The following is a 25,099-nucleotide window of genomic DNA, read 5'->3' as shown; positions in this document are numbered from 1 at the left end:
CCGCTCCCTACAGAAACATCCTCTGCGGCCGTTAACCTCTCCAGTCGCCACTAATAAGAGAGAGAAAAGCCATGCGTCTGAGCCTCAAGGCCAAAGTACTGTCCCTCGCCGTAGTGCCGGTGTTGCTGTTCGCCGTGGTCATCAGCCTGACCACCGTGTGGATCCTGCAGGGGCAGGCGCGCAACGAGGTGGATGAAACCCGCCAGCGCCTGCTCAATGACGCCAAGGCCACGCTGCAAAGTTATGTCGAAGTGGCGATGACCACCATCAAGCCGCTCTACGACGCGGCGGCCCCCGGCGACACCGCCGCGCGTGGCCAGGTGGTCAAGCTCTTGTCGAACACCAGTTACGGCAAGGACGGCTACTTCTTCGGCTACGACTCCGAGACCATCCGCCTGTTCAAGGGCAACAGCCCCGACGGCGTGGGCAAGAGCTTCAAGGACAACCGCGACCCCAATGGCGTGTACGTCAATCGCGACCTGGTCAAGGTCGGCAAGGACGGCACCCACTACCTGCAATACAGCTCGACCCAGCCGGGCCAGACCGAACTGGTGCCCAAGCTTGGCTACACCGAATACCTGCCGAAATGGGACATGGTCATCGGCACGTCGGTGAACCTGGACGGCATTGAAGCCCAGGTGGCGGTGGTCGAAGCCAAGGTGCAGAAACGCATGGAGGGCGTGCTGCTGAGCATTCTCGGCGTGGCGGTAGTGGTGCTGTTGGTGATCGCGGCCGTGGGCATGCTGCTGGCCAATACCATCCTGCGTCCGCTGCACTTGATGAAAGCCAACCTCGACGACATCGCCGCCGGCGAAGGTGACTTGACCCGCCGCCTGGCCATCACCAGTCAGGACGAGCTGGGTGACCTGGCGGGCGCGTTCAACCGGTTTGTCGACAAGATCCACGGGCTGGTGCGCCAGATCACCGAGATGACCAGCCAACTCACCGGCCTGGTCAGCCAGGTCTCCGACCAGGCCCAGCGTTCCGAACAAGCCATGGAACGCCAGCGCCACGAGACCGATCAGGTCGCCACCGCGATCAATGAGATGTCATCGGCTGCGCAAGAAGTGGCGCGCAGTGCCCAGGGTGCCTCGGTCGCGGCCCAACAGACCGACGCCGAAGGCCAGGCCGCCAAGCGGGTGGTGGACGGCAGCATTGCGCAGATCCATGCGCTGGTAAACGACATCCGTAACAGCGGTGTGTCCCTCGACAGCCTGCAGCAGGACGTGTCCTCCATCGTCAGTGTGCTCAGCGTGATCCGTTCTATCGCCGAGCAGACCAACCTGCTGGCGCTCAACGCCGCCATCGAAGCGGCGCGGGCAGGGGAGGCCGGGCGTGGTTTTGCAGTAGTCGCCGATGAAGTGCGCGCCCTGGCCAGTCGCACCCAGACCAGCACCCAGGAAATCCAGGGCATGATCGACCGCCTGCAAAAAGGCACCGAGGCGGCGGTGGAGGCCATGCGCCGCTCCAGCGATGCCGGCGACGGCACCTCGGCCCAGGCCAACGAAGCCGGGGCGTCCCTGGATGCCATGGCCCAGTTGATCGGCACCATCAATTCGATGAACGCCCAGATTGCCAGCGCCGCCGAGGAGCAGACCGCCGTGGCCGAAGAGATCAACCGCAGCGTGCATCAGATTGCCGTGGCGGTGGACAGCGTGGCCGATGAGACCCAACTGGGCGCCCAGACCTCTCGCAGCCTGGCGGATCTGGGCCAGCGCCTGGGGCAGTTGGTCGGCCAGTTCCGCATCTGATCTTTCATAGGTAAAACGTATGTTTGCCTAACGTTAATACGAATATACCGATCACCGCCCCTCAGTGAGACTTGAGCCCCAACCACAACAGGGGCTCATCTCATGTCACTTGTCGACCCGCTTCAACGCCTGGCTGAACTCGATACCAACACGGTTTCCGACGCACTGGATTTCCTGCAACTGACGGGCGCGGTGGTCGGCATCCGGCCGCTGTGGGACTGTCCCAAAGTGGTCGGCCGGGCCAGCACGGTCAAACTGGCCCCCAAGACCGATGACGCGCCCACGGCGCACCTGATTTCCCCGGTGATCGACGCGATTACCACCGATGACCGCGTGCTGGTGATTGCCGGCGGGATCGATGGCATTTCCTGCTGGGGCGACATCATCGCCAACGCCGCCGTCGCCAAACATATCCGGGGTTCGGTGATCGACGGTTTCAGCCGTGACATCGACGGCAGCGCGTCCATTGGTTATCCGGTGTACGGCCGTGGCGTGACCATGATCAGCGCGCGTAACCGTGTGGTGCAGGTGGACTCCGGCGTCACCCTCAACGTAGGCGGTGTTGACGTCGCGCAAGATGACTTCGTGATCGCCGACCGCTGCGGCACGGTGTTTATCCCGGCTGCGGTGATCGAGCAAGTGCTCGACCTGGGCGAGCGCATCGCCGCCCGTGAAGCCGGCATGGTCGACGCCGTGCGCAGCGGCCGCTCGGTCGCCGACGTGATGCACGACAGCCAATTCGAAGCCATCCGCGTGGAGTCTGCCCGATGAACGATCAACAGTTGGTCGCCCTGTTCGAAGGGCTGGACACCCCTGGCGTCTCGGATGCCATGGACAAGCTGGGCATCCCCGGCCAATGCCTGGGCATTGCGCCGCTGGATAACTACCGTGGCACCGTCGTGGGCCCGGCATTTACCGTGCAATACGTGCCGGCCAACACGCCACCGGGCTCGGTGGGCGACTTTATCGAAGACGTGCTGCCAGGGGATGTGGTGGTCATCGCCAACGCCGGGCGCACCGATTGCACGGTGTGGGGCGACATCATGACCCAGTACGCCAGCGCGCGCGGGATAGCCGCCACGGTGATCGACGGCGTGTGCCGTGACGTCAGCAAAGCCCTGGGCGATGGCTACCCGTTGTTCACCCGCGGCCGCTACATGCGCACCGGCAAGGACCGCGTCGAAGTGCTGTCGGTGAACCAGCCGGTGGCGATCAGCGAAACCCGCGTGTGCCCCCGGGACATCGTAGTGGCCGACGCCAACGGCGTGCTGGTGGTGCCCCGCGCCCGTGCCGCTGAGGTGGCGCAGGTGGCACGGCAGATCGAAGCGGTGGAATCGCAGATCCGCGCGCAGATCGAGGCGGGCAAGACGCTGAAGCAGGCCCGTGAATCCCTGGGTTATCACACCTTGCAGAGGAAGGGCTCATGAATACCCTGAACAAGCGCCTGGCCCAGGCGCAACCGTCCGCCACCTACCGCATCATCGACCGCGTCGCCGCGCGCCGGGCCGAAGGCGAAACCATCATTTCGTTGTGCGCTGGCGAGCCGGACTTCGACACCCCGGAGCACATCCGCCAGGCCGGCATCGAGGCGATCCGCAATGGCCGTACGCGCTACACCCAGGTCGCTGGCGTGCGGGCCCTGCGCGAAGCGGTGGCGGAGAAGTTCCGTCGCGAAAACGGCCTGGAGGTGACCTGGCAAGACACCCTTGTCAGCAACGGCGGCAAGCATGTGATCTACAACGCACTCGCCGCCACCCTCAACGAAGGCGACGAAGTGATCGTGCCCGCGCCATACTGGGTCAGCTACCCGGAGATGGTCGAGCTGTGTGGCGGCACGTCGAGGATTGTGCCGTGCAGCGCCGAGGACGGCTTCAAACTGACCCCGGCCGCGCTCGACCAGGCGATCAACCCCAGCACCCGCTGGCTGATCCTCAACTCCCCGTCCAACCCGACGGGCGCCGTCTACAGTCGCCCGCAATTGCAGGCGCTGGCCGACGTGTTGCTCAAGCATCCCCATGTGATGGTGCTGGCGGATGATATCTACGAGCATCTGCTGTTCGACGGCCAGGCCTTCCACACCTTGGCCCAGGTAGAGCCGCGTTTGGCGCCTCGGGTGCTGACCATGAACGGCGTCTCCAAGGCCTACGCCATGACCGGCTGGCGCATCGGCTTCGCCACCGGCCCGCGCTGGCTGCTGGAGGCCATGGAAAAACTCCAGGGCCAGCAGACCTCGGGGGCCAGCGCGATTTCCCAGCATGCCGCCATTGCTGCCTTGAACGGGCCACAGGACTTTATCCGCCAATCACGGGCGGTCTTCCAGAGGCGCCGCGACCTGGTCGTGTCCTTGCTCAACGCCACGCCTGGCTTGGCATGCATCAGCCCGAGCGGCGCGTTCTACGCCTTTGCTTCTTGCGCTGGCCTACTGGGACGCACCTCGGCCGCTGGCAGGTTGCTTGAGACTGACGAGGACGTCGCCCACGCCTTGCTCGACGAAGCCAACGTGGCCGTGGTGCACGGTAGCGCCTTCGGCCTGGCGCCGTACCTGCGCATCGCCTATGCCCTGGATGACGATTCGTTGCGCCAGGCCTGCGCGGCGATCCACCGGTTCTGCGCGGCGACGCGTTAGAGGTCGCGCATCAGCAAGCCAAAGCGCAGGTCCATCTGCGCCGGGAGCGGCACATACACGGTGTGCCCATCCCCCGGCGCGACGTCGATGGCTTCGCCTTTGGCGTTGTGCAAGGTGGCCAGGTCGAAGTGGAAGTTGCCGGCAGGGGTCATCAATTCCAGGTGATTGCCCACGGCAAAACGGTTTTTCACCTTGACCTCGGCCAGCTCGCCCCGGCGTTCGCCGGTCAGCTCGCCGACGAACTGCTGGCGCTCTGACACGGAGCTGCCGCTCTGGTAGTTCTGGTATTCATCGTGCACATGGCGGCGCAGGAAACCTTCGGTGTAGCCGCGTTGGGCCAGGGATTCAAGGTCGGTCATCAGGGTGCGGTCGAAGGCGCGACCGGCCACCGCATCATCGATGGCCTGGCGATACACCTGGGTGGTGCGCGCGCAGTAGAAGTGCGACTTGGTGCGGCCTTCGATCTTCAGCGAATGCACGCCCATCTGGGTCAAGCGCTCCACGTGCTGCACGGCGCGCAGGTCCTTGGCGTTCATGATGTAGGTGCCGTGTTCGTCCTCGAAGGCGGGCATCTGTTCATCGGGGCGGTTGGCTTCCTGTAGCAGGAACACCTGATCGGTGGGCGCGCCAATGCCCAGGGTCGTCTGATATTGCTGGACGATATCCCCCGTGGCGTTTTCCACCGCCGGGGTGGCCTGGTACTTCCAGCGACAGGCATTGGTGCAGGTGCCCTGGTTGGCGTCGCGCTTGTTCATGTAGCCCGAGAGCAGGCAACGCCCGGAATAGGCCATGCACAAGGCACCGTGCACAAACACTTCCAGCTCCATGGCCGGCACCTGCTGGCGGATCTCGTCGATCTCTTCCAGCGACAATTCCCGCGACAGGATCACCCGACAGATCCCTTGCTGTTGCCAGAACTCCACGCTGGCCCAGTTCACCGTGTTGGCTTGCACCGACAGATGGATCGGCATCTGGGGGAAATGCCGGCGCACCAGCATGATCAACCCAGGGTCGGACATGATCAGCGCGTCCGGGCCCATGGCGATCACCGGCGCCAGATCCTTGAGGAAGGTCTTCAACTTGGCGTTGTGCGGCGCGATGTTCACCACCACATAAAAGCGCTTGCCCAGGGCGTGGGCTTCCTGGATGCCAAGGGCCAGGTTGGCGTGGTCGAATTCGTTGTTGCGCACCCGCAGGCTGTAGCGCGGCTGGCCGGCGTAGACCGCATCGGCGCCGTAGGCAAAGGCGTAGCGCATGTTTTTCAGGGTGCCGGCGGGGGCGAGCAGTTCGGGAGCGAGGATGGGGGGCATGGGCACGGGTCGCAAAAGGTCGCGAAGGTAGCCGAGCGGCGAGGGCGGTTTATTGATCCAGGTCGTCCTTTGGGCTTTTTGTATCGCTGTGTATCGGCAGGGGCTGTGGATACGTATCGATTTATCCGCGCGGTTTTCCGACACAGGCGCGATACCTCAGGGGCTTTTAATTGATTCCAACGAGGCACACCGCCTCCAACCCTGAGAACCTGGAGTCAACCACCATGAACACCAAAGCCATCTACGCCGCCTGCCTGTTTGCCGCCCTGAACATCTGCACCTTGTCGGCCCGCGCCGAAGCCGCCGTTACCGCTCAGACCTACAACTACGGCACGCACCTGGACATCAAGCAAGTGGTATCGATGAGCCAGGACTCCAAGTCCACCTGCGGCGTGGTGAATGCGCGCATGACCTACCTGGACTCCCACGACAAGACCCAGGTGCTCGATTACCTCAAGTTCGGCGACGGTTGCGTCGGCGATAACTGAGTCCCGCTGTCCCCTCCCATTGTTTGCCACAGGAAGACTGCCATGAACCACCTGACCCGCTTTTTGACCGCCACCGCCTTTGCCCTTGCCGGCACGGCCGTGCACGCCAACGCCGCCGTGGAGAAAAGCAGCTGCGCCGCCAGCACCTGCTTCCAACTGACGCCGGTGCAACATGCCGCCGGCCATGACCTGCTGGTAGAGGACGGCAGCCGCCGCACACCGCTCGGCCAGGCGCTGGACCACCAGACGGCGTGACACCGTCTCCCCACTCGATAAGGTAAACACCATGCTACTCATCGCATTCCTGGGCGGCATCCTGACCGTCCTCAGCCCCTGTATCCTGCCGGTGGTGCCGTTTCTGTTCGCCGGCGTCGACCGCACCCGCCGTTCGATCCTGTTGACCCTCGGCGGCATGGTCCTGACCTTCGCGCTGATTTCCAGCCTGGCCGTGGTCAGCACCGAATGGGTGATACAGGCCAATAACACCGGCCGCCATGTGGCACTGATCGTGATGGGGCTGTTTGCGCTGTCGCTGATCTCGGCGCGGGTCGGTGGCTGGCTGGCGCGGCCCTTCGTGTTGTTGGGCAACCGTATCGATCCTGACAGCCGCACGCTGTCCGGTCCGCTGAAGTCGTTGATGATCGGCGTCGCCACAGGCCTGCTGTGGGCGCCGTGCGCGGGGCCGATCCTGGGAGTGATCCTGACCAGCGCGATGCTGCAAGGCGCCAATGCGCAGACCAGCCTGTTGCTGGTGGCCTACGGCCTGGGCAGCGCCTTGTCCCTGGGCGCGCTGATTTTTGCCGGGCGTGGCCTGGTCAATCGACTCAAGGCGTCCATTCCGGTGACTGGCTGGCTGCGCCGTGGGGCTGGGGTGGCGGTGCTGGCGGCGGCGGTGGTGATTTCCACCGGAGCGGACAAGACCCTGCTGGCAGGCACTTCGTCCGAAGGGGTCAGCAGCCTGGAAAAAGGCGTGCTGGAAAACGTGCCCAAGGTGGTGGATTACGTGGTGAGCAAGGTCAAGGCCGACCCGGCCCAGGACAATGCCCAAGGCGCCATGCCGTCGCTGGCCGGCGCGGTCGAGTGGCTCAACTCACCGGAACTCACCCGCGAGTCCTTGAAAGGCAAAGTGGTGCTGGTGGATTTCTGGACCTATGACTGCATCAACTGCCAGCACACGCTGCCGTATGTGAAGCAATGGGCGAAGAAATACGAGAAGGACGGCTTGGTGGTGATCGGCGTCCACACCCCGGAATACGGTTACGAGCGCATCATCGGCAACGTCAAGGACCAGGTGCGCAAGCTGGGTATCACCTACCCGGTGGCCATCGACAACAACTACGCGATCTGGCGCAACTTCGACAACCAGTACTGGCCCGCCCATTACCTGGTCGACGCCAAGGGGCAAGTGCGTTACACCCATTTTGGCGAAGGTCGTTATGAGGCGCAGGAGCAGATGATCCAGACGCTGTTGAACGAGGCGAAGGCCCCTCAGTGACTCAATGCAGCGGCTTTGCCAGCAAAGCCGCCATCTTGACCAGGTCCGGCAACGAGCGGGCCTTCATTTTGCGCATTGCCTTGCCCCGATGGGCCTTGACCGTGATCTCGCTAATCGCCAGGTCGCTGGCAATGACTTTGTTCATATGCCCCGCGACGACCCTTGTCATCACCTCCTGCTCCCGTGGCGTCAGGGTGGCGTAGGCCGCCCGCAGGACACGCAATTGATCCTGTTGGTCCAGCAGGGTGCGGCTCTTTTCGAGGGCACCGGCAATCGCGGTCAACAGCACATCATCATTGAACGGCTTGGTCAGGAACTCTACCGCCCCCGCCTTCATGGCGCGCACCGTCAAAGGGATATCGCCGTAGCCGGTGATGAAAATGATCGGTGTGTCCGGGCGTTCGTTGGCGATGGCGGCTTGCAGGTCCAGGCCGTTGAGGTCGGGCAGGTTGATGTCCAGCACCAGGCAGGTGGGCACGTCTGTACGCGGCTGGCTCAGAAACGCCTGGGCCGATTCGAACAGCCGGGGCTGCCACTGGGCGAACCGGATCAGCAGCTCCAGGGATTCGCGCACGGAAACATCGTCATCGACAACGAATACGATCGGCTGGGTGTCGGTCATCGGCGCGGCTCTGCGTGCATGGGCACTGGGGTGAGTCGAATACATCATGATAGCTCCTTCAAGATAGCTCCCTGCCGGAGCGGTTCAGTCGACTGGAAAGGCCGCGCTCAGCGCTTTGAGCAATTGCGCTTCGCTGAACGGCTTCATCAGGCAGTCCACCACGCCGGTGCGCATCAGTTTCAGCCGGTCGCCGGTATCGCCATGGGCAGTGATAAAAATCACCGGAATGGCATGGCCGCGCAGTTGGAGGGTGGCGTGCATTTCCGGGCCGGACATACCAGGCATCGCCACATCGAGGATCAGGCAGCGCGTGCCCGCCACATGGGGCGATGCCAGGAACGCTGGCGCCGAGGAAAACGCTTCGACCGCAAAACCGAACTCCCGGAGCAGGTCCGGCAGGGATTCGCGCACCGATTCGTCATCATCGACAACCGCTATAAGAACAGGCTGTTCCATCAGATTCCCTCCTTGGTCGAGTCGGCATCCTGGTCGGTCATGCTCGGCAGGGCAAATTGGAAAGTGGCTCCGGGGCCGTCATGGGCGGTGGCCCACAACACGCCATCGTGGCGCTCGATAATGGAGCGACTGATGGACAGCCCAATGCCCATGCCGGTGGTCTTGGTGGTGTAGAACGCCTGGAACAGGCGCTCGGCATCCTGCGGGTCGAAACCATTGCCGTTGTCCTTCACGGCAAGGTAGACGCCCTGGTGTTCGTCCAGCCCGGTGGTGACATGCAGGTGTCGCGAACCACCCGTCATGGTGTTCATCGCCTCGGTGGCATTGAGGATCAGGTTGAGGATCACTTGTTGCAGCTGCACGCGGTCGGCCTTGACGGTGGGCAGGGCGTCGGCAAATGCCGGGATCAGCTTCACGTCATTGCGCTGCAACTCGCCCAGCAGCATGGCGATGACCTCCTGTGCCGCCTCGTTCAAATCGACTGGTTCGAGGGTGATGCATTTCTTCGAAAAGAGCGCGCGCAGGCGATTGATCACCTCGGCGGCGCGGTTGCCATCACGAATGGTACGCCGCGCGGTCTCCAGGGCACCGCTGACATTCGGCGGGTCGGCGCCCAACATGCGCAGGCAAGTGCTGGCATTGGTGATGATGCCGGCCAGCGGCTGATTGACTTCGTGGGCAATCGAGGCGGTGACGGTGCTCAGGCTCGCCACACGTGCCAGGTGCGCCAGCTCCGAGCGCGCCTTGCTCAGGGTTTCTTCGGATAACCGGCGTTCGATGGCGATGCTCGCCGCGAGCATTTCGGCGCGTTTGCGGTCTTCGATATCGGTGTTCTCGCCGTACCAGCGCAGCACCACGCCCCACGCATCGCGTTGCGGTACCGCGCGCACCAGGAACCAGCGGTAGTCGCCGTCGAAGCGGCGCAACCGCGCCTCGTACTCTCCGGCTTCGCCCGACTGCAGCAGGGCGCCCCAATAGTGGGCCAGTTGCTCGGCGTCGTCGGGGTGGACCGAGCGCGCCCAACCATCGCCGCGCGCTTCGTCCAGGCTCATGCCGGTGTAGTCGCACCAGCGCTGGTTGACGAAGCCGACACTGCCGTCGGGCGCCGCGCTCCAGACAAACCCTGGAATAGCGTTGATGATGTTGCTGAGGCGGTCTTCCGAGGCGCTGACTTCGGCCAGTGCATGGGCGATCAAGGCTTTGTCGCGCTTTTGCTCGTTGATGTCCACGCTGATCACCCACCAGCGCAGGATCCGGCCCTGGCTGTCGCGCATCGGCTTGCCGTCACTGACAAACCAGCGGTAGGCACCGTCCGCCTGGCGCAGGCGCAGTTCCTTGCGATAGGGCTCGCCACTGCGTACCGCCTCGCGCCAGGCGTTGAGCGTGGTCTGCAGGTCGTCCGGATGCACGGCCGCCTGCCAACCGCAGCCGATGGCTGCGCTGGCACTGCGTCCGGTGTAGGCGCACCAGCCTTGGTTGACGTAGTCGACGCTGCCGTCCGCCAGGGCGGTGAAGGCCACCCCAGGCAGTGCATCGACGACGCGATCGAATTCATTCGACATACCGGTTCTCTAGTGACAGGCGCCGTGCGCAGAGAATGCCCTGTGGGCGGCAGTTCGCCCATCATACTTAGGTGTCGCATGCCCACGCTGGCGGGCAGGCAAACGATACCATCGTGTTATCGATGGCGGGCACGGGTTCTGTTTTGATTGAGCCGCGCATCCCGAGTGCGCTTTCCTCAATTTCCCGGAGCTCTGCCATGACCGCCAAACAAGTACTCTACACCGCCAAAGTCCACACCACCGGTGCCCGCGATGGAGGCACCTCGCGAAGCGACGATGGGCGCCTGGACATTCTCCATTCCCCACCGGGCTCCAAAGGCACCGGCACCAACCCCGAGCAATTGTTTGCGTCCGGCTGGTCGGCCTGTTTCAACGGCGCCCTGGGTTTGGCGGCGCGCAAATTGAAGGTCGAGCTGCCGGCTGATGTGGCCATCGATGCTGAAGTCGACCTGTGCATGGAGGGCGATGCTTACTTCCTGCGGGCACGCTTGAACGTCAGCCTGCCGGGTTTGGAGCGCAATGTGGCGCTGGCGCTGATTGAAGGTGCCCACCAGACATGCCCGTACTCCAAGGCGGTGCGTGGCAACATCGATGTGGTGCTCAACCTGGTGTGAAGGTAAGCCACTGTATCCAGCGCGGCTGACGTTACACAGCCATTCAAACCCGCCGCTTTGCCGACATGTCGCAGATACACGCGCTGCACAGCATGGCGGCAGGTTTGGCGTCATCCGACGCTGACGGATGTTGAAGGCTGTGAACACGATGAAAGCGGTGATGATCAACGCATTTGGCGGCCCCGAAGTCTTGGCCGTGCAAGAGGTTTCACTGGCCCGGCCGGGGCCTGGGCAGGCACTGGTCCAGGTCATTGCCGCCGGGGTGAATTTCATGGATACCGGCGCGCGCCGAGGCCTCGGCGCCGCCAGCTCGTTGCCGCTGACGCTGGGCGCAGAAGGCGCAGGCGTGGTGCTGGCCGTCGGGCCGCAGGTGACTGAGGTAGCACCCGGTGATCGGGTGGCCTGGTATTACGTGCCTGGCAGCTATGCGCAACAGGTCATCGCCCCGGTCAGCCAATTGGTGCCGTTGCCCGATGACATCGGCTTCGAAACCGCCGCCGGCCTGATGATGCAAGGCCTTACCGCGAGCAACCTGGTGTTTGACGTGCATGCCATCCAGAAGGGCGACGTGGCGTTTATCCACGCTGCGGCGGGGGGCGTGGGGCTGATGCTGACGCAGATGGTCAAGCTGCTCGGCGGCCAGGCGATTGGCCGGGTTTCCCATGCCGACAAGGTTGACAGCGTATTGGCGGCCGGCGCCGATTACGTGGTGATCGGGCACGCCGGGCATATCGCCGGCCAGGTCGAACGCCTGGTGGGCAAGCACGCGGTAAATGTGGTGTATGACGGCACCGGAAATGAAGGTTTCAGCGAGTCACTCAATCTGCTGGATTACTTCGGCACCTTGGCCCTGTTCGGCGCGTTCATGGACCCGATTGCGCCGATCGATATCTTTTCCATCCCGCGCAGCGTCAAGCTGACCTACCCGGTGGTGATGCACCATGTGCGCAACCGCGAGACCTTGCTGGCCCGCGCGCAGCAGTTGTTCACCTGGGTGAGCACTGGAAGGCTCAAGGTGAACATCGGCCAGCATTATTCATTGGCGCAGGCGCACCAGGCGCATCGGGATATCGAGTCACGCCGCAGCACCGGCAAGCTGATTATCCTGCCTCACGCCTAGGCTGGCGGCGGCGCCAGATCAGCAGGGCAGCCAGCAATTGGCTGCTCGCATAGAAGGTAAACAGATCCTGGGGACGCCATTGGGCGTCGAGCAGTACACCGGCGAATGTGGGCGACACAATTGCCCCCAGCCTTCCCGTGGCCAGCACCAGGCCCACGCCGCGCGTACGTTCGGCGCTGTCGAACGCCTGGGGCGCGAGCACAAACAGCGCGGCAATGGCGGCATAGAGCAACAGGCCGGCCGTGAACCCCGTGGCAATCGCCAGCAGCGGTACGCGCGTGGCCGTCACCATCAGCAGCATCAGCACGGCATTGAGCAGCAGGCACATGCACAGCAACCGGTTGCAGCCCCAGCGATTTGCACCCAAGCCCAACAGCAGCGCACCGAACATGCCACCAACCGTGAGCAACATGCCGCCGGTGATGCCGTGGCGTGCGGAAAAACCGCTATGGGTCAGCAGCATGGGGGTCCAGCTCATTACAAAATAAAACCCGAACATCAGCAAAAAGCATACGCAGGCCAAGGCGCAGGTCGATGCCCAGCGTCCATGGCTGAATAGGCCGCGATAACCTTGGCCTGGCCGCTCGGCCGCCAGCGCCACCTGCGACGCGGATTCGCGCAACCACAGCACGCCGGCCACGCCGACCAACAGCGTCAGGCCGCCCCCTGCCAGGAACACATAACGCCAACCGAGCCCGTCATTCAGCAGATGGGCCAGCACCCCACCCAAGGTGGCGCCCAGCGCAAAGGCCACCGATTGCAAGGCAATTGCCAGGCTGCGACGGGTGGACGGTGCATGGTCGTGGGTCAGGACATTGGCGCCCACCAACACCGCGCCTACGCCGATTCCCGTGAGCAAGCGCAGGCACAGCAACGTGCAATAACCCTGGCTCCAGAAACACAGCACCATGGTCACGCCGCTGAGCATCAGGCTCGCCAGCAACACCCGGCGGCGTCCATGCCGGTTGGCCATCGGCGCAGCCCCCAGCGAGCCGCAGGCCATGCCTACCAGGCTGGCGCTGAGCAGCAGGCCGATTTGCGCCGCGCTCAATGACCACTGCGCCGCGACGCGGCTGGCGGTGAATGCCATGGCCATGGCGTCCAGGCCATCGATCACATTGAACAGCAAGCACAGCCCCACCACGGTCCACGCAGCGCGCCGTGTCGCAATGCCCGGTGTTGCCGCACTGATTGCCTGCCCACTCATTGGCGTTGGGTCCTTTGTTTATCGAGGGTGGATGGCAGCATCGGGCGCCTCTGCTGGCAAGTCATACAAAGGTATCGACCGACACCTACGTGCAATCGTGCGTGGCAAACGCCGATGGTCTGATCGGTCTTGCACGGGCCACCAGGGCGCAGTGCCACGACAGGAGATTCATCATGCTTGCAGCTTCGTCCCATTACCTGCGGCTTCGCTGCCGGGCCTCGTTGCTTGGCCTGGCGCTGCTCGCCGGCAGCCAGGCCGCGTGGGCGGCCACCGACGCCATCCGTCCTTACCGCATTCACGTTGATGAAGCCCAACTGACCGACCTGCATAAACGCATCGCCGCCACCCGCTGGCCCGACCAGGAAACCGTCAACGACACCTCCCAGGGCGTGCAATTGGCGCAGGTACAGGCACTGGTCAAGTACTGGGGCAATGGCTACGACTGGCGCAAGGCCGAGGCCAAGCTCAATGCGCTGCCTGAGTTCATGACCACCATCGACGGGGTCGACATCCAATTCATTCATGTGCGCTCGCGCAATCCGAACGCGCTGCCGTTGATTCTTACCCACGGGTGGCCGGGTTCTCAATTTGAATTCCTCAAGACCATCGGCCCGCTGACCGACCCGGTCGCCTATGGGGGCCGGGTCGAAGATTCTTTCGACGTGGTGATTCCGTCGATCCCCGGCCATGGGTTTTCCGGCAAGCCCACCGAGCTAGGCTGGGGCCCGGACCGGGTCGCCAAGGCCTGGGATGTGCTGATGAAACGCCTGGGCTACAGCCATTACGTGTCCCAGGGCGGCGACCATGGCTCGGTGATCTCCGACGCGCTGGGCCGCCTGGCGCCCCCCGGTTTGCTCGGCATTCACCTGAATATGCCGGCCACCGTGCCGTCTGAACTGGTCAAACCGATCAACAGTGGCGAACCGGCGCCCGCTAACCTCACCGAACCTGAGCGCACAGCCTACAACGCGTTGAGTACTTTCTTTGGGCGCAACGCGGCGTATGGCGCGATGATGGTCACTCGCCCACAAACCATCGGCTATCTGCTGGCCGACTCGCCGGCCGGTACGGCCGCCTGGATGTACGAGAAATTCGCCGCCTGGACCGACAGTGATGGCAAGCCCGAGCGTGTGCTCAGTCGTGATGAAATGCTCGACGACATCAGCCTGTATTGGCTGACCAACAGCGGTGCGGCGTCTTCGCGTTTCTATTGGGAGAACAACAACAATAACTTCAGCGCTGCGGCGCAGAAGACCGACACCATCAAGGTTCCGGTCGGCATTACCGTGTTCCCCCGCGAGATTTACCAGGCGCCGAAATCCTGGGCCCAGCGCGCTTATCCCTCGCTGTCCTACTACAGCCAGGTCAGCAAAGGCGGGCATTTTGCCGCCTGGGAACAGCCGCAACTGTTCAGCGAGGAACTGCGCGAAGCCTTTCGCCCATTGCGCCCTTCGGCCAAGCCCTGAGGCTTCTTCAGGCGTGTTGAGCATCGTCCAGGCGCGTCTGTAACAGGCGCAGGTCCTGGGTGTCGAAGCCTTCCGAAAACTGCTCGCGGTGTTGGCCCAGCAAACGCTGGGCCTCACTGCCGCGACCTTGCGCCTGCCACAGCGCGGCCAGGTCGATGGCACTGCGCAACGCCCAACTGCGTGAGCCTTGCTGCTGACTCAGGCTCAAGGATTCTTCCAGCAGTGTCTCAGGCCGTTGGTTGTCGCCGGGCACTTGTGCCTTATGAATGCTGGCCTGGAGACGCAGCAGTTCCGGCAGGGGGAAGGTATCGCCACTGTGTCGGCAGTGTTCGATGGTCGCCTTCACTTGTGCCAGGGCCTTTTCAAATTGCCCCTCCAGCATCAAGCCCTCGGCCAGGGCGATCTCGAAGGAGGTGGTCAGCAATTCGTAGCGCATGCCGTGCAGGCGCGCCAGGGTTTCCTCAAGGACGGCGACGGCATTGCCGGGCTGGCCTGCGCGGATCGCGACCGCCGCGCCAAAGCCCATGGCTGCGGCGATATAGGGGCCGAAGGCGTTGGCCTCGGCAATGGACTTGAAGGTGTGCAGGCGCTCGGCGGCGGTGTGCAGGTCACCGGTCCAGATGTATATCTGCAGGGTCCAGACTAGCGCAATGCAATGAGTGGTTGCATGGTCCAGCGCGGCGGCTTCGGTTTCGACCTGCTGGGCGCCTTGCCTGGCCTGGTCGGGAAAGCCCATCAGCCACAGGGTGCGCGCCAGGGCCAGGCCGGTGCGGTTGCGATGGTCGAAGCCATAGTGAATGGTCAGGCTGCGCTGCGACGGCACGCTGTTGCGCAGGGAGTGTTCCAACGCGTGGCGCGCCAACGCCTGGTCCCCCAGCAAGTGATAACAAATGCCCGCAAGGGAGGCGGCAACCGCGATGGCTTCCGGCTTGCCGATCCCTGCGCCGATCTCCACGGCGCGTTCGGCCCAGGCCAGGGATGCCTTAAAGTCACCAATGCGTTCGTAGAAAATCTGTAAACGCCCCAAAAGGCGCAGTTGCGAGCGGTGCTCGCCAAGGCTCACGGCAATGTCCAGGGCGCGTAGCAGGGCTTTTTCTGCGGCGGCGCTATTGCCCTTGGTGAACATCAGCACCAGGCCCAGGGCGGCCTGCAGTTCCATTTCGGTGGGCGTGCCGAAGTAGCCGAGTTCCAGCAATTCGGTGGCGCGGGTGCACCAGGTGCGGCACTCCACCAACAGGGAAAAATGCAGGAACAGTTGCGCACTCGCTGCCGCCAGCGGCAGAGCCAGGCCGGGATCGCCCTGGGGGCCGAAGCTCCACTCCAGCGCGCTGCGGATATTGCCCAACTGGCAGCCCAGCCGCGTGGCGCTGGCGAAGATGGCGTGAGGGGTGTCGCCCAGGTGCTTGAGCTGCTCCATATGGTAGGCCGCGTGCCTGAAGGCCAGGGCGTGCACCTCGGATGGGCCCCGCACTTGGAGTTTTTCCCGCGCATAGGCGCGGGTCATTTCCAGCAAGCGGTAAGAGGTCGTGGCGTTGCTGCGGTTCACGGTGACCAGGCCTTTGGCGGCTAGCTCATCCAGGGTGGCGGCCACGCTGACGGGGTCGATCCAGTCGTCGGCGGCAATGTGCGAGGCCGCCTCCAGGGCAAACGGACCGACAAACGCCGCCAGCCGCTCGAACACCAGGCGTTCATTGGCCGAGAGCAGGTCGTAACTCCAGTCCAGCATTGCGCGCAGCGTCTGATGCCGTGGCAGCGCGGTCCTGCGGCCGGCCCATCCCAGGGAAAAGCGCTCGCCGAGCAGGGCGTGAGTGGCGTGTACGCCATGCACCGCCACACGCACCGCCGCCAATTCGATGGGCAGCGCCATGCCTTCCAGGCGTTGGCACATGTCGGCAATCAGACGTGCATCGCCGGGTGCCAGGGCCAGTGCGGCATTGCTGGCGTACACGCGCTCGACAAACAGTTGCACGGCGGGAAATCCCAGCAGTTGTTCAACGCTCAAGTCCTGCAACTGGCTGGGAAAGGCCAGCGGGTCGAGCCGATACACGTGCTCGCCACGTGCCCGCAGCGGTTCGCGACTGGTGGCGAGGAGGGCCACGCCCGGGGCCGTATCCTGGATCTGCTCAACGATTGCGCAGACCGCATCGATCAGGTGTTCGCAGTTGTCGATGATCAGCAGCAACCGTTGCGCCCGCAGGTGGGCGAGTAACACCTGCATCGGTTCTTCGGCCTGCACCGCAATACCCAGTGCGCTGGCGAGGGCGATGGGCACCAAGCCCGCATCCTCGACCTGGGCCAGGTCGACGAAGTGCACGGCGTCTTCCTCTGCGTGGCAGTGGCCGGTTTCCACGGCCAGGCTGGTCTTGCCCACGCCGCCTGGGCCGACGATGGTGAACAGCTTGGGCTGTCGCAGCCGCTCCATCACCAGCGCCACATCGGCGTGGCGCCCGATCAGGCTGGGGCGCGGCGGCAGGCGGCCGACGCCATTGGCCACTCGAGGGCGGCTGTGCGCGGCAGGCAATGGTCGGGCAGTGCGCTCCATCGGCGCGACGAACGCGTAGCCAACGCCGACTTGGGTGTTGATATAGCGCGCACCGTCTTCGCCATCGCCCAGAATGCGACGCAGCCCGGTCATGTGAAAACGCAGGCTGCCTTCTTCGACGATGATGTCGGGCCACACCAGGCTGATCAGTTCACGCTTGGACACCACGCGTCCTGGACGTTCGAGTAGGGCGATCAGCAGGTCGAGGGCACGACCGCCGATATCCAGTGCCGCGCCATCTTTCGTGAGCAAGCGTTTGCCCGGAACCACGCGAAAAGGGCCGAAGGCAAAATCCAGGCTCGCGGCCTCATGCAGGTCGTCAGGGGCGGACTCCACGGTTATCACGCTCTCGAAAAGGGGAGGGTGTATTCAAGGGTGTTGGAACCCTGTCTCGGTCTGAGCATGATAGGAGATCCCAGTGTTGGTTCAAGTCCGTACAACCTCGGCCGCATGGGGCGCGGGGGCGTTGGTTTGGGCCGGTTTGAGCATCGGCGTCAGGCACAGCATGAAGACCAGCACGGCAAACAGCATGGCGTAGGCCAGGCTGTAGTTGCCGCTGTGGTCGCGCAGTGCACCGAAACACAGCGGGCCCAAGGCGGCCACCAGGTAGCCGATAAACAGCATGAATACCGTCCAGGCACCGGCTTGTGCAGGGCTGCTGGCATTGTCCAGTGGCAGCGTCATGCCCACGGTGAACGCCATGCCCAGGCCGATCGCCACCAGCAACACGTACAGCGTAGGCCAGGCCGTCGGCGCAAACGCCATGCCGGCGGTGCCCACCAGCGCGATCAATGTGCAGACGGCCAGCAGGCCGCGACGGTCATGGGCCTTGCCGGGGATCAGGCCGGCGCCGACGCTGGCAACCGCGAACACCGCGGTGAACAGCCCCAACAAGGTGCCGGCGGACAGGTGGGTGACGGACGTTTCCGTGGAGGACGGGGCCAGCCAGGCGAACAGGGCATAGACCACAAACTGGCTGGCACCGAAGTACAGCGCCACCAGCCAAGCCTGGGGATTGCGCCACGGCAGCCGGATCGACCGGGCCGGTGCTGGCGCCAGCCGGGGCGCGCCGGCCGCGAAACGTCGGGCCATCCACACCCAGCTGATCACCGCCGTGACGCTCAACAGGCTCCATACACCGGCGCCTACCCGCCAGCTGTGGGCAAGTTCGGTGATGGGCGCGGTGAACAGTGCAGAAAGGGTGGCCCCGACACTCAAGCCTGCGGCATAAATACCCATGAAAAACGCCGGACGGTGGGCAAAGTGGGTTTTGATCCAGCCCCCCATCAACGCGCCGGCGATGGCGATGCCTACACTGATCACAAAGGTGTTCAGCAGCAGCAGCGCGGCATTCGGCGAGACCGCCCGCAACAGGCACGCGGCGCCGATCAGCACCAGCGCCGCAATCATGCAGCGGTCTGACCCAAAGCGTCGGCTCAAGCCTGGCGCAAGCAGGGCGAGCACACCCATGCACACGTCCGGGATCGACGTCAGCAGCGCCGCCTGGGTAAAGCTCAACCCATAATGGTCCTGAATCAACAGCAGGATCGGCCCGATGGATACGATGGCGGGGCGCAGGGCGATGGACAGCACCAACAGGCCGAGGACGGCTGCCAGGCTGTGCTTGTCGGTGGAGGTCATGTCGACGGGCTCTTCGGGTCGTGGAAGTCGAACCGATCGTAGCAATGTGCAAGAATCGACAAATGCCAGCTTATATCGACAAAGTGACAAAGCGATGAGCCCACCATGAAACAAGATGCCCGCACCGTCGGTAAGCCTGCCGAGCTGAACGGACGCAGTGAGGACTACCTGGATTACCAGGACGTGCCCCGTGTGCTCATGGCTCTGGTGCGCAACCAGGCGGCCGGCGCCTACAACGCGCCGCACACCCACCGCCACGGCCAGTTGTTGTATGCGGTCAGTGGGGTGATGCGCGCCGTTGCCCAGGGCAGCCTGTGGTTCTTGCCGCCCAAACGGGCACTGTGGATTCCCGCCGAAGAAGAACACGATCAACTGATGCTGACGCCGGTGCAGATGCGCTCGATCTATATCCAGGCCGACGCGGCCGCCGGTTTCGGTGACCGGTGCCGGATCGTCGATGTTTCGCTGCTGTTGCGCGAGCTGATTCTGGTGCTGGCCAATGAGCCGATCGAGTACGAACTGGAAGGTCGCAATAGCCACGTGGTGGCGCTGATCCTCAGCGAACTGGCCGCCGCGCGCACCTTGCCGTTGCAGATCCCGTGGCCGCTCGACCGCCGACTGCTGATGGTGTGCCGCGCGATTCTTGATACACCTGGGCAAACCCATACGGTGGCGTATTGGGCCGACCAGGTCGGCGCCAGTTCACGCACGCTGATCCGCCTGTTTCTCAAGGAAACCGGCCTGACCTACCGCCAGTGGGTGCAGCAGGTGCGCCTGGCCTGTGCCCTGGAACGGCTGGAGAATGGCGAGCCCATCGGCCGGATCGCCCAGGACCTGGGCTATGTGAGCGCCAGTGCTTTCAGTGCGATGTTTCGCCGGGCGATCGGCGTTTCACCGCGCGACTTTCTGGTCCGCGACTGACGGCATGGGCGACTGGCAGCGCGGCAGCAGCAACTGCGCGCACAACCCGCCGCCCTCGCGGTTGTACAGGGTCAAGCCGCCTTGCAGGGTGTGCGCCAGTTGCTGTGCGATGGCCAGGCCCAGCCCGGTGCCGCCGGTGGTGCGGTTGCGTGAGCTTTCGACGCGATAGAACGGCTTGACCACGTCGGGCAGTTGCGCCTCGGGAATGCCGGGGCCACGGTCAAGGATCTGGATCGACAGATGCGCGTCGGCGTGGTACTCGACGTTGACCGTGACGTCGCTGCCGAACTTCAACGCGTTGTCCACCAGGTTCACCAGCACCCGGCGCAGTGCGTGGGGGCGGGTGTCGATCACGGTCCCGGTAGGGGCGGTGAGCACCACCTGTTTGCCGACGTCCTGATAGTCGAACACCAGGCTGTCGAGAAACGAATGCAGGTCGACCCGGCGACTGGCCTCGACGGTGCCGTCCATGCTGCGTGCATAGGCCACGCCTTCCTGGACCAGGTGCTGCATTTCACTGAGGTCATTCCAGAGTTTTTCCCGCTCCACCGACTCCTCCATGAACTCGGCACGCAGTTTCATGCGCGTGATCGGGGTTTGCAGGTCGTGGGAAATAGCCGCGAGCAGTTGCATGCGTTCCTTGATGTGGGTGGCGATGCGCTCCTGCAGGGTATTGAAGGCCACGGCCGCGTAGGCCACCTCGGTGGGGCCGTTCTCATCCAGGCGCGCGCCGCCGCCGTTGGGGTCCAGGCGGTCGACCGCATTGGCCAGGCGCGTCAGCGGCTCAATCGCGGTGCGCACGGCCAGGAGGGTGCAGCCGAGCAGCAGCAACAGCTGCACCCCCAGTAACAGCGGCAGCCAGGGCGACAGCGGTGAGACTTGTGGGCGCACATCAATGGTCAGCGGCGTGCCATCGCGCAGGCGCAAGTGCGCCTGATAATGCGGGCGTTTGTCGGGGATGGTATTGAAGGTCAGGCTGTAGTCCTGGCCCAGGGTGGCCTCCATCGAATGCACCGAGGCAGGCGCGGTGGCCATGTCCATCGGCTGGCCAGGCTGGCCTTCATCCAGTTGGTAGCGATAGGTGGCATGTTCGAAGCGCGGCAGCCAGGCTTGCCGCTCTTCGGCGGGCAGGCGTTCGAGCATGGCCACTGAGGTGCTGATGTCTTGTTCGAAATTACCCAGCATCAGCGACATGGCGCTTTGGTAACGCTCATAAAACTGCAGCCCGAACGAAAGCCCGTGGGCGATTACCAGGCTGGTCAGAAAGATCAGCGTCAGGCGCGAGGCCAAGGAGCGCGGCCAGCGCAGCCGTTTCACGAGGCTTCTCCAAGGATTTCCACCGGGTAGGTGAACACATAGCCTTCACTGCGCACCGTCTTGACGTAGGCCGGGTCGCGCGCGTCATCCAGCAGGCGCTGGCGCAGGCGGCTGACCAGCAAGTCGATGGAGCGGTCGAACAGGTCGGCATCGCGGCCCTGGGTGAGGTTGAGCAATTGATCGCGGCTCAGCACACGCTGGGGGTGGTCGACAAAGACCCGCAACAGGCGGTATTCGCCGCCGCTCAGGTTGACGATAGTGCCCTGGGCGTCCATCAGGTGACGCGCGGTAGTGTCCAGCCGCCATTTGCCGAAGGCCAGCAGACGGCTGGCCTCGCTGACGATCAGGTTGGGCGGCAGCGAGCGGGTGCGGCGCAATACGGCGTTGATGCGCGCCAGCAGCTCGCGGGCGGCGAAGGGTTTGACCAGGTAATCATCGGCGCCCATTTCCAGGCCGATGATGCGGTCGGTTTCGTCATTGCGTGCCGTCAGCATCAGGATCGGCGTGGCTTTGTGTTTGCCCGCGCGCAACTCACGGCACAGCACCAGCCCATCGTCGCCCGGCATCATGATGTCGAGCACGATCAGGTCCACCGCCGTGGCATCGAGCAGGGCGCGCATTTGCCGACCGTCCGAGGCCACCGTGGTGCGCAAGCCGTTTTTCTTCAGGTAATTGCCGACGAGTTCGCGGATCTCACGATCGTCGTCGACAATCATAATGTGATCGATATGGTCCATCTGGCTCACCCTAAGAGTTCGATGGCGCGGGCAACACCCGCGCCATAGGCAGGATCGGCTTGCGTGCAGTGCTGGATATGGCGCGCTTTGGCCTGGGGGCAGGCGCCCTGGATCGAACGCGCGGTGTTGTCGAACAAGGCCTGTTGCTGGGCGGCGTTCATCAGGCGGAACAGGGCGCCGGGTTGGGAAAAATAGTCCGTGTCTTCGCGATGGTTCCAGTGCGCAGCGCTGCCTTGCAGGGCCAGCGGTGGCTCGCGAAAGTCGGGTTGCTCCACCCATTGCGCGTGGCTGTTGGGTTCGTAGCCGAGGGTGCTGCCGGCATTGCCGTCGGTGCGCATCTGCCCGTCGCGGTGGTAGCTGTTGACCGGGCAACGCGGGGCGTTCACCGGGATCTGATGGTGGTTCACGCCGACGCGGTAGCGCTGCGCGTCGCCATAGGCGAACAGGCGTGCCTGCAGCATCTTATCCGGCGAAAAGCTGATGCCCGGCACCACGTTGGCGGGGTTGAAAGCGGCTTGTTCGACATCGGCGAAGTAGTTGTCGGGGTTGCGATTGAGCTCCAGCACGCCCACTTCGATCAGCGGGTAGTCCTGATGCGGCCAGACTTTGGTCAGGTCGAACGGGTTGATCGCGTAGGTGCCGGCATCCACCTCCGGCATGATTTGCACGTGGAGCGTCCATTGCGGGAAGCGGCCTTCTTCGATGCTGGTGTACAGGTCGCGCTGGGCGCTTTCACGGTCGCCGCCGACCACTTGGCTGGCCTGCTCGTCGGTGAGGTTGTGGATGCCTTGCGCGGTTTTCCAGGTGAATTTCACCCAGAAGCGCTCGTTGGCCGGGCTGATAAAGCTGAAGGTGTGGCTGCCAAAACCATGCATGTGCCGATAGGACTGCGGCAACCCTCGGTCGCTCATCACAATCGTGACCTGGTGCAGGGCTTCGGGCAGCAGGGTCCAGAAATCCCAGTTGTTGCGTGCGCTGCGCATGTGGGTGCGCGGGTCACGTTTGACGGCGTGGTTGAGGTCGGGAAATTTCAACGGGTCGCGCAGGAAAAACACCGGGGTGTTGTTGCCCACCAGGTCCCAGTTGCCTTGCTCGGTGTAGAACTTGATGGCGAAACCACGGATGTCCCGCTCGGCATCGGCGGCGCCACGCTCGCCGGCCACGGTGGAAAAACGCACGAAGACATCCGTGGTCTTGCCGACGTGGGAAAACAGGTCGGCCTTGGTGAAGCGGGTGATGTCCTGGGTGACGGTAAACCGGCCGAACGCGCCAGAGCCCTTGGCGTGCATGCGGCGCTCGGGGATGACTTCACGGTCGAAGTGCGCCAGTTTTTCCAGCAGCCAGACATCCTGCAACAACACGGGGCCGCGGGGGCCGGCGGTTTGCGAATGGTTGTTGTCGACCACGGGTGCGCCGGCGGCTGTCGTCAGTTTTTTCATGCTCAAGTCCCCTTGTTTCTGATTGTTGTGTCAGGGAGCATCAAACCAGACCCCTCAGGGCACCGCGATTGCACGTAGGTATCGAGTCACTGAACCTCAGTTCAGGGTGAAGTTGACGTCGATGTTGCGGCGTGTGGCTTTGGAGTAGGGGCAGTTCTGGTGGGCCGCTTCAATCAATTGCCGGGCTACCTCGGGTTCTATCTCGGGCAACGAAACGCTGAGGTGCGCCTGCAAGAAAAAACCCTGTGCGCCGTGCAGCAGGTCGACCTGGGCCTCAATCGCCGCCGTGGCCGGAAACAGGATTTTCCGGGCATTGCAGGCATGACGCAGTGCGGCCAGGAACGACGCCGACCAGCACACCGCAAACAGTTGCTCGGGGTTGGTGCCGCTCCCCGGAGCGCCGGGCGGGGAGAGCTTGATATCCAGCCGGTCGTCCTCGCTACGCCCTGCGCCCTCTCGACCGCCTGTGGTAGAGGTGTGGCCGGAATACAGAATTTTTTCGATGCTCAGCATGGGCATGTCCTGGGAAAAACCGACGGCAGCGGAAGAGTCAAATTGCCCACTGGATAGATGGCGAATTCAGCAGAGGGTGGACGCTGGTGGAGGGCAGATATCCCAGCAGCGTCGTGCGGGCGATCCCCAGCAACCAGGCTCGGAACGGTGTGGCAGCGTCGTAGCCTGCGGCATTTTCCAGCACGGCCAGGAAGGCTTCACGTACCAGGGATTGGATGTTGTCATGGCGGATGCGCCCGGCCTGTGCCTGGCCCTCATAAAAAGCCACCAACAACGGTGTGACGTTGCCCGAGAGTCGCCGCACGGCGCCTCGGTCACCATTGAGCACATGCACCATCAATGTGCACAGCCTCTCATTGCCGAGACGGCCCACCTTGCACAGGCAATTGCCGCGATACCCTTCGGTCATGGTTGCATCCCTCTTGAATGCTGACGGTGGTGAGATTCAAGAGTGATGCCTGGCCGCGTTGGCCACCAGTTAGGCGGTGTTAGCAGTTGTTAGTCGAGGCGTTGACCGGGCCGAGCGGTGTTGATTCATGGCTGAATGCCTCCAGCTCGCGCACCAGGCTTTCGGCCGCCAGCCTGACCAACTCACCGCCTTTTTCCGGTGTTGCCTGGCCCGGGTCCGAGCCCATGCGGCCGTCCGGGAAGCGTGCGCGGAAGTCATGGGCCTCGCGAATCGGCCCGGAATTGGCGATTTGCGGCGAATAGGCCGCCGACTTGATCGCGTCCGGGTAGGCCCATTGAGTCACCGCAATCTCCGACGGCGTGGCGTGGATCCCGTGGCCGGTGGGGAATTGTCGGTTGGCCAGTGCGCCAACGCCTTCCAGGTCCCACCAGTTGCTCAGTTTCAAGGCGAACCCGACGGGTTGCCTGGCGAAACTCGCGCGGGCATACAGTTGCGAAAAGGCCGCTTCGATCGAGGCAATGTTGCCGCCATGGCCATTGATAAAGAGGATTTTCTCGAAACCGTGGGCAACCAGGGAAAGCACCCAGTCCTCGATGGCCGCGATAAACGTCGATGGGCGCAGCGTGATGGTACCGGCAAACCCCAGGTGATGCTGGGCCATGCCGATATTGAACGTGGGGGCGATTAGAATATCCGCCGTTTCCTGCGCCTGGTGGGCAATGATCTGCGGACACATCCAATCGGTGCCCAGCAGGCCAATGGGCCCGTGCTGCTCGTTGGAGCCGATGGGAATCACGATGGTGCGGCTGCGTTCAAGAAATTGCTCGATTTCAGCCCAGGTGGACATGTGTAAAAGCATGATG

The 25,099-nt window shown here is 63.6% G+C and carries 24 protein-coding genes and 1 pseudogene; 12 read left to right on the top strand and 13 right to left on the bottom strand.

All coding sequences use genetic code 11. The features are described from left to right. Positions 1 to 71 precede the first annotated feature (71 nt). From HX823_RS32385 to HX823_RS28075, 5 genes and pseudogenes are all read left to right on the top strand, one after another. Positions 72 to 893, top strand: a pseudogene (locus tag HX823_RS32385) (cache domain-containing protein); the annotation flags it as partial. A gap of 36 nt (positions 894 to 929) precedes the next feature. Next, on the top strand, positions 930 to 1,751 hold the full coding sequence (locus tag HX823_RS32380; protein ID WP_371317987.1) for a methyl-accepting chemotaxis protein: 822 nt from the start codon (positions 930 to 932) through the stop codon (positions 1,749 to 1,751). 102 nt (positions 1,752 to 1,853) lie between these two features. Then, a complete protein-coding gene (locus tag HX823_RS28085) occupies positions 1,854 to 2,522 on the top strand; it encodes an RraA family protein (RefSeq protein ID WP_038845131.1) in 669 nt (222 codons plus the stop codon). Then, positions 2,519 to 3,178 (top strand): RraA family protein, encoded by a 660-nt coding sequence (locus HX823_RS28080; protein ID WP_177077832.1) that lies wholly within the window; start codon positions 2,519 to 2,521, stop codon positions 3,176 to 3,178. The genes HX823_RS28085 and HX823_RS28080 overlap by 4 nt, the downstream gene beginning before the upstream one ends. After that, complete coding sequence (locus tag HX823_RS28075) at positions 3,175 to 4,377, top strand: pyridoxal phosphate-dependent aminotransferase (protein WP_177077830.1); 1,203 nt, start codon at positions 3,175 to 3,177, stop codon at positions 4,375 to 4,377. The genes HX823_RS28080 and HX823_RS28075 overlap by 4 nt, the downstream gene beginning before the upstream one ends. On the opposite strand, the gene yegQ is transcribed toward HX823_RS28075, so the two are convergent. Continuing rightward, positions 4,374 to 5,687 (bottom strand): tRNA 5-hydroxyuridine modification protein YegQ, encoded by a 1,314-nt coding sequence (gene yegQ / locus HX823_RS28070; RefSeq protein WP_038845124.1) that lies wholly within the window; start codon positions 5,685 to 5,687, stop codon positions 4,374 to 4,376. The two genes, HX823_RS28075 and yegQ, sit on opposite strands and share 4 nt — an antisense overlap. A 224-nt stretch (positions 5,688 to 5,911) precedes the next feature. On the opposite strand from yegQ, the gene HX823_RS28065 reads away from it, so the two are divergent. The 3 genes from HX823_RS28065 to HX823_RS28055 are packed head-to-tail and all read left to right on the top strand — an operon-like array spanning position 5,912 to position 7,670. Next, positions 5,912 to 6,175: a DUF2790 domain-containing protein gene (locus tag HX823_RS28065; protein ID WP_038845122.1), complete on the top strand. Its 264-nt coding sequence runs from the start codon at positions 5,912 to 5,914 to the stop codon at positions 6,173 to 6,175. A gap of 42 nt (positions 6,176 to 6,217) precedes the next feature. After that, entirely contained in the window at positions 6,218 to 6,430 is a 213-nt protein-coding gene (locus HX823_RS28060) for a hypothetical protein (RefSeq protein WP_177077827.1), read from the top strand. A gap of 31 nt (positions 6,431 to 6,461) precedes the next feature. Next, entirely contained in the window at positions 6,462 to 7,670 is a 1,209-nt protein-coding gene (locus HX823_RS28055) for a cytochrome c biogenesis protein DipZ (RefSeq protein WP_038845118.1), read from the top strand. 1 nt (position 7,671) lies between these two features. Here HX823_RS28055 and HX823_RS28050 read toward each other — a convergent pair whose 3' ends face one another. Genes HX823_RS28050 through HX823_RS28040 form a run of 3 tightly spaced genes read right to left on the bottom strand, consistent with a single transcriptional unit; the run spans position 7,672 to position 10,310 of the window. After that, entirely contained in the window at positions 7,672 to 8,337 is a 666-nt protein-coding gene (locus tag HX823_RS28050; RefSeq protein ID WP_080642377.1) for a response regulator transcription factor, read from the bottom strand. A gap of 39 nt (positions 8,338 to 8,376) precedes the next feature. Further along, positions 8,377 to 8,748, bottom strand: a complete 372-nt coding sequence (locus HX823_RS28045; protein ID WP_038845116.1) for a response regulator transcription factor — start codon at positions 8,746 to 8,748, stop codon at positions 8,377 to 8,379. Beyond that, complete coding sequence (locus HX823_RS28040) at positions 8,748 to 10,310, bottom strand: PAS domain-containing sensor histidine kinase (RefSeq protein WP_038845114.1); 1,563 nt, start codon at positions 10,308 to 10,310, stop codon at positions 8,748 to 8,750. The genes HX823_RS28045 and HX823_RS28040 overlap by 1 nt, the downstream gene beginning before the upstream one ends. A gap of 197 nt (positions 10,311 to 10,507) precedes the next feature. Here HX823_RS28040 and HX823_RS28035 point away from each other — a divergent pair, with 197 nt between their 5' ends. After that, positions 10,508 to 10,924: an organic hydroperoxide resistance protein gene (locus HX823_RS28035; protein WP_038845112.1), complete on the top strand. Its 417-nt coding sequence runs from the start codon at positions 10,508 to 10,510 to the stop codon at positions 10,922 to 10,924. A 148-nt stretch (positions 10,925 to 11,072) separates the two neighbouring features. After that, positions 11,073 to 12,044 (top strand): quinone oxidoreductase, encoded by a 972-nt coding sequence (locus HX823_RS28030; RefSeq protein WP_177077879.1) that lies wholly within the window; start codon positions 11,073 to 11,075, stop codon positions 12,042 to 12,044. Here the strand turns inward: HX823_RS28030 and HX823_RS28025 are convergent. Then, positions 12,025 to 13,251: an MFS transporter gene (locus HX823_RS28025; RefSeq protein ID WP_177077825.1), complete on the bottom strand. Its 1,227-nt coding sequence runs from the start codon at positions 13,249 to 13,251 to the stop codon at positions 12,025 to 12,027. The two genes, HX823_RS28030 and HX823_RS28025, sit on opposite strands and share 20 nt — an antisense overlap. A 173-nt stretch (positions 13,252 to 13,424) precedes the next feature. Between HX823_RS28025 and HX823_RS28020 the strand changes: the two genes are divergently transcribed. Then, the gene (locus HX823_RS28020; RefSeq protein ID WP_177077823.1) at positions 13,425 to 14,717 is read left to right on the top strand and encodes an epoxide hydrolase family protein; all 1,293 of its coding nucleotides are present in this window, start codon (positions 13,425 to 13,427) and stop codon (positions 14,715 to 14,717) included. 7 nt (positions 14,718 to 14,724) lie between these two features. Here HX823_RS28020 and HX823_RS28015 read toward each other — a convergent pair whose 3' ends face one another. Next, entirely contained in the window at positions 14,725 to 17,595 is a 2,871-nt protein-coding gene (locus tag HX823_RS28015) for a winged helix-turn-helix domain-containing protein (protein ID WP_177077821.1), read from the bottom strand. Between the two features lie 90 nt (positions 17,596 to 17,685). Continuing rightward, entirely contained in the window at positions 17,686 to 18,900 is a 1,215-nt protein-coding gene (locus tag HX823_RS28010) for a CynX/NimT family MFS transporter (RefSeq protein ID WP_177077819.1), read from the bottom strand. Between the two features lie 105 nt (positions 18,901 to 19,005). Here HX823_RS28010 and HX823_RS28005 point away from each other — a divergent pair, with 105 nt between their 5' ends. Continuing rightward, positions 19,006 to 19,821 carry a helix-turn-helix transcriptional regulator gene (locus HX823_RS28005; protein WP_038845104.1) on the top strand — a complete coding sequence of 272 codons (816 nt, stop codon included), beginning with the start codon at positions 19,006 to 19,008 and terminating at the stop codon, positions 19,819 to 19,821. Here HX823_RS28005 and HX823_RS28000 read toward each other — a convergent pair. The 6 genes from HX823_RS28000 to HX823_RS27975 form a co-directional block, all read right to left on the bottom strand. Continuing rightward, on the bottom strand, positions 19,792 to 21,138 hold the full coding sequence (locus HX823_RS28000) for a HAMP domain-containing sensor histidine kinase (RefSeq protein ID WP_177077817.1): 1,347 nt from the start codon (positions 21,136 to 21,138) through the stop codon (positions 19,792 to 19,794). The genes HX823_RS28005 and HX823_RS28000 overlap by 30 nt on opposite strands. After that, positions 21,135 to 21,875: a response regulator gene (locus HX823_RS27995; RefSeq protein WP_038845136.1), complete on the bottom strand. Its 741-nt coding sequence runs from the start codon at positions 21,873 to 21,875 to the stop codon at positions 21,135 to 21,137. Before HX823_RS27995 ends, HX823_RS28000 begins: the two co-directional genes overlap by 4 nt. A gap of 5 nt (positions 21,876 to 21,880) precedes the next feature. Beyond that, on the bottom strand, positions 21,881 to 23,314 hold the full coding sequence (locus HX823_RS27990) for a catalase (RefSeq protein WP_038845100.1): 1,434 nt from the start codon (positions 23,312 to 23,314) through the stop codon (positions 21,881 to 21,883). Positions 23,315 to 23,410: 96 nt separating this feature from the next. Further along, positions 23,411 to 23,827: an organic hydroperoxide resistance protein gene (locus tag HX823_RS27985; RefSeq protein ID WP_038845098.1), complete on the bottom strand. Its 417-nt coding sequence runs from the start codon at positions 23,825 to 23,827 to the stop codon at positions 23,411 to 23,413. A gap of 37 nt (positions 23,828 to 23,864) precedes the next feature. Then, entirely contained in the window at positions 23,865 to 24,236 is a 372-nt protein-coding gene (locus tag HX823_RS27980; protein ID WP_177077815.1) for a sigma factor, read from the bottom strand. A gap of 79 nt (positions 24,237 to 24,315) precedes the next feature. Beyond that, entirely contained in the window at positions 24,316 to 25,095 is a 780-nt protein-coding gene (locus HX823_RS27975; RefSeq protein WP_177077813.1) for a creatininase family protein, read from the bottom strand. Positions 25,096 to 25,099: the final 4 nt, after the last annotated feature.

Origin of the sequence: Pseudomonas sp. P7759, assembly GCF_013386445.1 — a bacterium.
GTDB lineage: Bacteria > Pseudomonadota > Gammaproteobacteria > Pseudomonadales > Pseudomonadaceae > Aquipseudomonas > Aquipseudomonas azotoformans_A.
Note: the sequence above shows the minus strand (reverse complement) of the source record. Positions and strands in the feature narration are given on the sequence as shown.

Excerpts from the sequence above, each read along its gene's own strand:
- HX823_RS32380 (WP_371317987.1), top strand. The coding sequence starts at position 930 with ATGACCAGCCAACTCACCGGCCTGGTCAGCCAGGTCTCCGACCAGGCC.
- HX823_RS28085 (WP_038845131.1), top strand. The coding sequence starts at position 1,854 with ATGTCACTTGTCGACCCGCTTCAACGCCTGGCTGAACTCGATACCAAC.
- HX823_RS28080 (WP_177077832.1), top strand. The coding sequence starts at position 2,519 with ATGAACGATCAACAGTTGGTCGCCCTGTTCGAAGGGCTGGACACCCCT.
- HX823_RS28075 (WP_177077830.1), top strand. The coding sequence starts at position 3,175 with ATGAATACCCTGAACAAGCGCCTGGCCCAGGCGCAACCGTCCGCCACC.
- yegQ (WP_038845124.1), bottom strand. The coding sequence starts at position 5,687 with ATGCCCCCCATCCTCGCTCCCGAACTGCTCGCCCCCGCCGGCACCCTG.
- HX823_RS28065 (WP_038845122.1), top strand. The coding sequence starts at position 5,912 with ATGAACACCAAAGCCATCTACGCCGCCTGCCTGTTTGCCGCCCTGAAC.
- HX823_RS28060 (WP_177077827.1), top strand. The coding sequence starts at position 6,218 with ATGAACCACCTGACCCGCTTTTTGACCGCCACCGCCTTTGCCCTTGCC.
- HX823_RS28055 (WP_038845118.1), top strand. The coding sequence starts at position 6,462 with ATGCTACTCATCGCATTCCTGGGCGGCATCCTGACCGTCCTCAGCCCC.
- HX823_RS28050 (WP_080642377.1), bottom strand. The coding sequence starts at position 8,337 with ATGTATTCGACTCACCCCAGTGCCCATGCACGCAGAGCCGCGCCGATG.
- HX823_RS28045 (WP_038845116.1), bottom strand. The coding sequence starts at position 8,748 with ATGGAACAGCCTGTTCTTATAGCGGTTGTCGATGATGACGAATCGGTG.
- HX823_RS28040 (WP_038845114.1), bottom strand. The coding sequence starts at position 10,310 with ATGTCGAATGAATTCGATCGCGTCGTCGATGCACTGCCTGGGGTGGCC.
- HX823_RS28035 (WP_038845112.1), top strand. The coding sequence starts at position 10,508 with ATGACCGCCAAACAAGTACTCTACACCGCCAAAGTCCACACCACCGGT.
- HX823_RS28030 (WP_177077879.1), top strand. The coding sequence starts at position 11,073 with ATGAAAGCGGTGATGATCAACGCATTTGGCGGCCCCGAAGTCTTGGCC.
- HX823_RS28025 (WP_177077825.1), bottom strand. The coding sequence starts at position 13,251 with ATGAGTGGGCAGGCAATCAGTGCGGCAACACCGGGCATTGCGACACGG.
- HX823_RS28020 (WP_177077823.1), top strand. The coding sequence starts at position 13,425 with ATGCTTGCAGCTTCGTCCCATTACCTGCGGCTTCGCTGCCGGGCCTCG.
- HX823_RS28010 (WP_177077819.1), bottom strand. The coding sequence starts at position 18,900 with ATGACCTCCACCGACAAGCACAGCCTGGCAGCCGTCCTCGGCCTGTTG.
- HX823_RS28005 (WP_038845104.1), top strand. The coding sequence starts at position 19,006 with ATGAAACAAGATGCCCGCACCGTCGGTAAGCCTGCCGAGCTGAACGGA.
- HX823_RS27995 (WP_038845136.1), bottom strand. The coding sequence starts at position 21,875 with ATGGACCATATCGATCACATTATGATTGTCGACGACGATCGTGAGATC.
- HX823_RS27990 (WP_038845100.1), bottom strand. The coding sequence starts at position 23,314 with ATGAAAAAACTGACGACAGCCGCCGGCGCACCCGTGGTCGACAACAAC.
- HX823_RS27985 (WP_038845098.1), bottom strand. The coding sequence starts at position 23,827 with ATGCTGAGCATCGAAAAAATTCTGTATTCCGGCCACACCTCTACCACA.
- HX823_RS27980 (WP_177077815.1), bottom strand. The coding sequence starts at position 24,236 with ATGACCGAAGGGTATCGCGGCAATTGCCTGTGCAAGGTGGGCCGTCTC.
- HX823_RS27975 (WP_177077813.1), bottom strand. The coding sequence starts at position 25,095 with ATGCTTTTACACATGTCCACCTGGGCTGAAATCGAGCAATTTCTTGAA.